6 protein-coding genes and 1 pseudogene are annotated in these 7133 nt (G+C 44.9%); 4 read left to right on the forward strand and 3 right to left on the reverse strand.

Going from position 1 to position 7133, the window contains the following annotated elements; all coding sequences use genetic code 11:
* Positions 1 to 143: 143 nt before the first annotated feature.
* Together K0O23_RS19945 and trxA are read left to right on the forward strand one after the other, a co-directional pair.
* On the forward strand, positions 144 to 953 hold the full coding sequence (locus K0O23_RS19945; RefSeq protein ID WP_219879225.1) for a class I SAM-dependent methyltransferase: 810 nt from the start codon (positions 144 to 146) through the stop codon (positions 951 to 953).
* A 334-nt stretch (positions 954 to 1287) separates the two neighbouring features.
* Positions 1288 to 1593: a thioredoxin gene (gene trxA, locus K0O23_RS19950; protein ID WP_219879226.1), complete on the forward strand. Its 306-nt coding sequence runs from the start codon at positions 1288 to 1290 to the stop codon at positions 1591 to 1593.
* Between the two features lie 155 nt (positions 1594 to 1748).
* Here the strand turns inward: trxA and K0O23_RS19955 are convergent, their stop codons facing one another.
* Positions 1749 to 3200 carry a sensor histidine kinase gene (locus K0O23_RS19955; protein ID WP_246597239.1) on the reverse strand — a complete coding sequence of 484 codons (1452 nt, stop codon included), beginning with the start codon at positions 3198 to 3200 and terminating at the stop codon, positions 1749 to 1751.
* Positions 3115 to 4497 (reverse strand): sigma-54-dependent transcriptional regulator, encoded by a 1383-nt coding sequence (locus K0O23_RS19960; RefSeq protein ID WP_219879227.1) that lies wholly within the window; start codon positions 4495 to 4497, stop codon positions 3115 to 3117. Before K0O23_RS19960 ends, K0O23_RS19955 begins: the two co-directional genes overlap by 86 nt.
* A gap of 304 nt (positions 4498 to 4801) precedes the next feature.
* On the opposite strand from K0O23_RS19960, the gene K0O23_RS19965 reads away from it, so the two are divergent.
* Both K0O23_RS19965 and K0O23_RS19970 read left to right on the forward strand, forming a co-directional pair.
* A complete protein-coding gene (locus tag K0O23_RS19965; protein WP_219879228.1) occupies positions 4802 to 6052 on the forward strand; it encodes an efflux RND transporter periplasmic adaptor subunit in 1251 nt (416 codons plus the stop codon).
* A 196-nt stretch (positions 6053 to 6248) separates the two neighbouring features.
* Positions 6249 to 6962, forward strand: a complete 714-nt coding sequence (locus tag K0O23_RS19970) for an ABC transporter ATP-binding protein (protein WP_219879229.1) — start codon at positions 6249 to 6251, stop codon at positions 6960 to 6962.
* A 68-nt stretch (positions 6963 to 7030) separates the two neighbouring features.
* Here the strand turns inward: K0O23_RS19970 and K0O23_RS20665 are convergent.
* Positions 7031 to 7133, reverse strand: a pseudogene (locus tag K0O23_RS20665) (IS982 family transposase); the annotation flags it as partial.

The raw sequence follows: 7133 nt of genomic DNA on the forward strand, positions 1-7133 counted from the left end.
TCACTACTTTCACACTGTGGCAGTAGGGGCAGTTTATCTGGATAGTTATCTCGCACATAACTTCCTGTAAACACCCTTGCTGTCATACTTATTCCAATATCATACATTGTAGACCACAACCAATTATTTATACTTTAAACAAAATGGAAGACTATAACTTATACTTTGAAGCCAACCGCAGCCTTTGGAATAAGAAAACACCAGTGCACCTGAATTCTGATTTTTACAATCTGCCTGCCTTTATGGCCGGAGAAACATCGCTTAATCAAATAGAGCTTTCGGAGTTAGGAAATGTAAAAGGCAAAAGTATGCTGCACCTGCAGTGCCATTTTGGGCAGGACACTCTTTCCTGGGCTAGATTAGGCGCAGATGTTACAGGCATCGATATTTCTGATGAGGCTATCAGGCAGGCCGAAATATTAAGAGATAAGCTTAACCTGGAGGCTACTTTTGTGCGATCTGACCTTTACAACCTGAAGGAAAATCTGCAAGGCCAGTTTGACATCGTGTTTACATCTTACGGCACAATCGGCTGGCTGCCCGACCTGAATAAGTGGGCTGATATAATTGATCATTTCCTCAAGCTAGGCGGCACATTTTACATTGCTGAGTTTCATCCGGTGCTGTGGATGTTCGATGATAATTTTGAGAAGATCGTTTACCCATACCACAACACGCACACCCCAATCGTAACCGAATCAGAAGGCACCTATGCAGACAGGAATGCCCCGATCAAACAAGTAGAATATGGCTGGAACCACGGTTTAGGCGAGGTAGTAACAGCACTTACCAGTCGAGGTATTTACCCGGAGTTTCTGCATGAGTTCCCCTACTCGCCGTACAACTGCTTTGCCAACATGGTGCAGGGCGAAGACGGTTTCTGGCGCATAAAAGGCTACGAGGATAAACTACCTATGGTATATTCTATAAAAGCTACAAAGATGGACCGGTGATTAAGGAGATTAAATTGATTTGATTGATTAGTTGTGCTAGGCCCCCTACTGCCCCTGCTTTTCCTCTTTGTCATCCTTGAAGGATCTTGTGTAAAGTGAGGTTAAGCACCAGCTACAGAGCTAATATTTTTGCAAGAGTAACAGCAGAATTCCCCGCCTTAAACAAGTCGGAGAGCCCGGACTTGTTTCGGGAGAGGGGCAGTAGGGCCGATACATCAGAAGCATTCTATCCAATCAATTAAATCCCTATTAATCTGTCGTCTAAGCCTGATCACGAAACATGTTTTATACTTGCAAACGTACAAGTATAAATCTGTAATTTAATACTTTTACTATGCCCAAGAAATCATTTCAGGAATTGATCAACAGTCCGGGGATGCCCGTTCTGGTAGACTTTTACGCCGATTGGTGTGGCCCCTGCAAGGCCATGAACCCAGTAATTGAGCAGGTGGCAAGCCAATATAACGGCAAGCTAAAAGTGGTAAAAGTGAATATAGACAATAACCATAGTGCCGCTTCGCAGTTCAGAGTGCAAGGGGTGCCCACGTTTATACTTTTCAGCAAAGGCCAGCAAGTATGGCGGCAATCCGGTGCCATGCCTGCACAGCAACTAACTCAGGTTATACAGCAGTATGTTTGATTTAGATGAGTGGATGTAGTTTTTTCTTCTTACTATCCTGAAAGTGGCACATCCCGGATTTGTTACTGGAGGTTTTGATAATAGAGAATTTAAGCAATAGCTGAAGTATAACTGAATGAAGCTGTATTTGAGCATTCACTCAATCACAAATTCACTCATGCACTCATTACTTTCAGCTGCAGCGTAAAAGTAGTTTCGCCGGGTTTGGTGCTTACTCTTATACTGCCGCCGTGTTGCTGCATTACCTGTTTAGAAAGGCTCAGACCAATGCCGGAGCCTTGCTTTTTAGTGGTGTAGAATGGTATAAATATTTTATCAAGTACATCTTCCGGAATACCTGGGCCGTTATCCACCACATCAATTCTTATTTTATCACGTTCCTGCTCCGGCAGGTAAGCCACCACTTCTACACATGGGCTTTTCATATTTTTGCAGGCCTCCATACCGTTTTTTATCAGGTTAATAAGTACCTGCTCCAACTGTTCCGCATCCCCCATGATCATCACATTTTCGTCGGGCATGTACATTTTAAGAGGTACATGCTGGGCCTGCATATCGGCCTCCAGCAGGCGGTGTACATTACGGAGCACTTCGTTTACTTTTAATGGATGCAGCTCAGAGGCTGGCAGGCGCATCAGGCGGCGGTAGCTTTGCACAAAGCTCAGCATGCCGGCACTTCTTCTCTCAATGGTCTGCAGTCCGGCCTGTATGTCTTCCAGGCTTTCCTCCTCTATCAGTTGCCCTTGCCTGTACTTTTCCACTATCTCGCTCTGCACCAGGCTGCCTATGGTAGAGGTAAGCGAAATAACAGGTGTAATGGAATTCATGATTTCATGGGTAAGCACCCTGATCACTTTCTGCCAGGTTTGCAATTCCTTCTCCTCGAGTTCAGATTGTATATTTTGCAGTGTTACTATTCTGAGTTTGCGCCCCTGCGAGATTATTTCAGTTACATGCACATTTACCAGCAACTGATTTTGCCCGGACTGCACAGTCACTAATGCTTTATCGTTGTTGGCTGTAGTTTTTATTGCCTGCAGCAGTTCGTGGCTTACACGCTCCAAAACCTGTATATGCTGCAAATAAGCTACGTGCAGCATATCCTTTACAGCCTTGTTTGCCAGCAGCACATTTCCGTTTTCATCAACGGTAATTATACCTACACTTACCTGCTCTACAATGGCCTGCAAATAATGATAATGGGCCTCCTGTTCAGCCTTTATCCGCATAAAAGCATCTGAGATGGCATTAAAGCTCTGGTATAGATTCCGGTAAGAGGAGTTTTTGTTCTGGATGGCAAACCGCTGCGTAAAATCCGAATGTAGCATGGCCTCTAAAAAGCTGCTGATGTCGCGATTGGTTCGTTCTACAAAGTATACCAGGTCGTAAACCAGGAACGAGGCTAGCAGCAAAAGGCAAAATGCCGTAACATACCAATCAGTGCGGTAAATAATTACCAGAAAGCCTACAATCACAATAACCAGCAGCAGCAGGCGTAAAAGCAGGTTTAACCGGAATCCCCTAAAGCCCATGCTTCTCAATTCTGCGGTAAAGGGCTGTTCGGGTAATACCAAGTTCTTTGGCAGCATGTGTAATGTTTCCGGCATGCTTTACCAAAGCTTTCTGAACCATCAATTTCTCCAGGCTCTCCAAGGTATGCTCGTCTGCATTTATTTTTGGTTGCATCTCCTGCTGCATCTGCGATGATTCATTGGGTGCCAGGTAGAAATCGTCGGGGTGCAATTCGGTCCCATCGCAAAGTATAACAGCACGTTCCATAGCATGGTCAAGCTCGCGTATGTTGCCTGGCCAGTGGTACTCCTTCAGGCGGCGCAATGTGCTCTCGCTCATTTTTAACGCTGGACGGTCATACTTTTGGGTGTATATCTGCAGAAAATGATTGGCCAGTAATTCAATGTCTTCGCGGCGTTCGCGCAGTGGTGGCAGGAGTATTTCTACTGTATTAACTCTATACAGCAAATCTTGCCTGAAAGTACCTTCGCGCACCATGTTATACAACGGCATGTTTGTAGCGCAGATCAAACGGATATCAATCGGCCGTGGCTTGTTTGTACCAAGCCTGATGATCTGGCGGCTTTGCAAAGCTGTTAAAAGTTTTGCCTGTAACGCCAAAGAAAGATTGCCGATCTCGTCAAGAAATAGTGTACCACCAGTAGCCGCCTCAAAGCGGCCTGCACGGTCTTCTTTGGCGTCGGTAAAAGCACCTTTTGCATGGCCGAACAGTTCACTTTCAAAAAGTGTTTCACTTACAGCACCAAGGTCCACTTTCTCAAATGCTTTATCGGCACGTTTGGATTTGCGGTGCAGGGCGCGTGCTGCCACCTCTTTACCTGTACCGTTTTCACCAAGTATAAGTACATTGGCATCGGTGCCAGCTACCTTGTCTATGGTTTGGTACACACGCTGCATGGCCGGCGATACACCTATAAACTCATCGTAGTGGAAAGTGGTATTTTGCTTTGCTGTTACCTCTCCGCTTTGCCTGCTTTCGCTGATTTTATTCTGGCAGGCATTTTTTAGGATGGCAACCAGCTTTTCGTTTTGCCATGGTTTAAGCACAAAATCTGAGGCTCCCTCTTTTAAGGCACGTACGGCCAGTTCAATATCGCCGTAGGCTGTCATAAGTATAACAGTTGTTTTCGGCGATAGATTAATGATCTGCTTCAGCCAATGAAACCCTTCTTTACTGGAGGTAGCACCAGTGCTATAGTTCATATCCAGCAGCACTACATCAAAGCCGTGCTCCTGAAGCATGGCAGGGATATGGTACGGGTCGGATGTTGTTAATACAGTAGCAAAATACTGCTTTAGCAACAATCTGCCTGCTACCAGTATATCTTCTTCGTCATCCACGATCAGTATCTTGCACGGTACTTTACTCATAGTTTATCGGGTTATATTGCAAAGTCAATGTATGTAAAAGTACAGTTTTTTAGATAATTCGCTAAAACGCCGGCTAAGTATATTTCATAAGTTATATCTTATCCTCGGATACAGGTTAAGCTGATCACACCTTACTGTTCGCTGGCAGACAGTTTAGTGTTCGTAATCGGACAGGCACACACATTAAATCATACACATTTACACACAACTACCTGATTGGCAATAATATACAATTAATGGCACATTTATTGGCAATTGATTTCCAAACTATAAAAAAGCATCCACTATACTATTAAATTTTACCATGGATCGAGTTATTGAGAAGAAAAAGTATACTCCAAAAAAAATTGCCCTTGTTGCCGGCGGTGCATTGTTGCTGGTACTTGTTATCTACAATCTTCTTTTTGCTGATCATACTTCAAAACTAAACGTAGACAGCGAGCGCGTAACGATTGGTGATGTGCAGGAAGGTATGTTTCAGGAGTTTATTGCAGTAGATGGCTCTGTGGAACCACTTAATACTTTTTTCCTGGATATAACCGAGGGAGGACGCGTTGACAAGATCTATACAGACGATGGCCGTATGGTACAGAAAGGTGACACTATCCTGAAGCTATCGAACACGACGCTCCAAATCGACTTTATGACGCGTGAGACACAACTGTATGACCTCATGAACGAACGCCAGAACTCTGAGATAACCATGAAGCAGGACCTGATCAGGAAAGAGAACGAACTCGCAGAAATTGATTACAACCTGGCTTTGGCTAAACGCAAGTATGAGCGCAATAAAATGCTCATCTCAGAAAAAGTGATTCCGCAGGAAGAATACGAAGCCTCTAAAGACGAGTACAATTACCTAAGCAAGCGCAAAACACTTGCAGACCGTTCTGTAAAGCAGGATGCTAAACTGATGGATGACAGATTGAAACAACTGGATGAATCTATCAGACGCATGCGGGCAAACATTAATATGGCCCGTAACACACTGGATAACCTGTATGTGGTGGCACCTATTACCGGCCAGCTTTCCACGCTGCAGGCAGAGGTGGGCGAGTCTAAGAGTCCTGGTGAAAATATTGGCCAGATAGACGACGTAAACGGCTACAAGGTAAAATCCAGAATAGACCAGCACTATATTTCCAGAGTATACCCAGGCCTTACCGGTACTTTTAACTTTAATGGCCAGAACCATAAAGTAAAAATCACCAAAGTTTTCCCGGAAGTGCAGAACAATACATTTCAGGTAGATCTGGAATTTGCTGAGGGTACTCCGGAAGGCATACGTCGTGGCCAGACACTGCAACTCAAGCTTAACCTAAACGATGGTGGCAAGGCTGTACTTATACCACGTGGTGGCTTTTACCAAAGCACAGGTGGCAATTGGATCTTTGTTGTAAATGAATCAGGGGATTACGCAGAGAAAAGAAACATTAAGCTTGGCCGCCAGAACCCGAACTATTACGAAGTTCTAAATGGCCTGAAACCCGGCGAGAAAGTAGTGTTATCATCCTACGACAGCTACGGCGACATTGACAGGCTTGAGCTAAAGTAAATGGTTAAATTGTTGAATTGCTAAATTGTTAATTATTGTGGTAATGTAGAGGCGCAATACTTTGCGTCTAGATCGCAACGAAGCATTTAAGTATCAATGCAAGAAGAGTAAACAGCAGTTTAACCAACCAACAATCAAAGCCCATTAGTACAAAATAAAACTAAAAAGATAGTAAACCTCCTATAACTAAACAGACATGGAAGAATTTGTAATTGAAACCAAGAACCTGCAAAAGCGCTATGTAACTGATACAGTAGAAACAACTGCCCTTGCAGGCGTAGACCTCAAAATTGCCAGAGGAGAGTTTGTGGCTATCATGGGCCCGTCTGGTTGCGGTAAATCAACGCTGCTTAATATCTTGGGCATGCTCGATTCTCCCAGCGATGGCACTTTCATGTTTCTGGGTCAGGATATCAGCCGTGCTACTGAGCGGCAGCGTGCAAAGCTTCGCAAAGAAAACCTGGGCTTCGTTTTCCAGAGCTTTAACCTGATTGATGAACTGACGGTGGAAGAAAACATTGGCCTGCCACTTGCTTACCTGGGCGTATCCAAAGCTGATACAACCAAGCGTGTGCAGGAGGCTATGGAGCGTATGGGCATCGCACACCGCCGCAGCCATTTCCCGCAGCAGCTGTCGGGTGGTCAGCAGCAGCGTGTGGCTATCGCCAGAGCAACAGTTTCTAACCCTGCCCTTATACTTGCTGACGAACCGACAGGTAACCTCGACTCGGTACACGGCCGTGAGGTAATGACCCTGCTCTCGGAGCTGAACGATGCTGGTACTACCGTGGTAATGGTAACGCACTCCCCTTCTGATGCTGAGTACGCGCACCGCATTGTAAACCTGTTCGACGGCCAGATTGTGACAGAGAACATTAACGTAAAACGCCATGCTGCAGAGTTGCTGTAGCAATTATGCAGCGAGTATAAATAACTTCAACCTGAGTAGTTACTCAAGTAATTAACTCAAGTTGCGAGCTACTCAATTACTTGAGCTAGCGTGTAGGCGAAGATAAAGAGGATTAGCTTTAGGATGAATCCTTCGGCTGTGACGGCATGGATCTTCCTGGGGAAGAAGCCG

This window comes from Pontibacter aydingkolensis, assembly GCF_019443125.1.
GTDB classification, from domain to species: domain Bacteria; phylum Bacteroidota; class Bacteroidia; order Cytophagales; family Hymenobacteraceae; genus Pontibacter; species Pontibacter aydingkolensis.

What these genes read in the sequence shown, in the direction of transcription:
- K0O23_RS19945 (WP_219879225.1), top strand. Translation starts at nt 144, where the DNA reads ATGGAAGACTATAACTTATACTTTGAAGCCAACCGCAGCCTTTGGAAT.
- trxA (WP_219879226.1), top strand. Translation starts at nt 1,288, where the DNA reads ATGCCCAAGAAATCATTTCAGGAATTGATCAACAGTCCGGGGATGCCC.
- K0O23_RS19955 (WP_246597239.1), bottom strand. Translation starts at nt 3,200, where the DNA reads ATGCCGGAAACATTACACATGCTGCCAAAGAACTTGGTATTACCCGAA.
- K0O23_RS19960 (WP_219879227.1), bottom strand. Translation starts at nt 4,497, where the DNA reads ATGAGTAAAGTACCGTGCAAGATACTGATCGTGGATGACGAAGAAGAT.
- K0O23_RS19965 (WP_219879228.1), top strand. Translation starts at nt 4,802, where the DNA reads ATGGATCGAGTTATTGAGAAGAAAAAGTATACTCCAAAAAAAATTGCC.
- K0O23_RS19970 (WP_219879229.1), top strand. Translation starts at nt 6,249, where the DNA reads ATGGAAGAATTTGTAATTGAAACCAAGAACCTGCAAAAGCGCTATGTA.